Genomic DNA, 206 nt, shown 5'->3' with positions numbered 1-206 from the left:
GTCGCCGGTCTGGTGTTCTTCATCACCCGGACCGATCGCTACACCGTCGCCACCGCGGCCATCACCCTGATGGTGCTGTTCTGCTTCAACCAGGTGGGCAACGGTTTCATGCTGATCTGGCCGCGGCTACTGGACACCCTGCTGGGTTGCCTGATCGCGGTGCTGGCGGTGTTCTTCGTCCTGCCGGACTGGCAGGGGCGCCGCCT

1 protein-coding gene is annotated in these 206 nt (G+C 65.0%); it reads left to right on the top strand.

Annotation, left to right across the window (positions count from 1 at the left end; translation table 11 throughout):
* Positions 1-206 (top strand): FUSC family protein (locus RYB66_RS05770; RefSeq protein ID WP_316894035.1); only part of this gene is annotated, 206 nt, incomplete at both ends.

The organism is Pseudomonas syringae group sp. 243L2 (assembly GCF_032587875.1).
GTDB classification, from domain to species: Bacteria; Pseudomonadota; Gammaproteobacteria; order Pseudomonadales; family Pseudomonadaceae; genus Aquipseudomonas; species Aquipseudomonas amygdali.
Note: the sequence above shows the minus strand (reverse complement) of the source record. Positions and strands in the feature narration are given on the sequence as shown.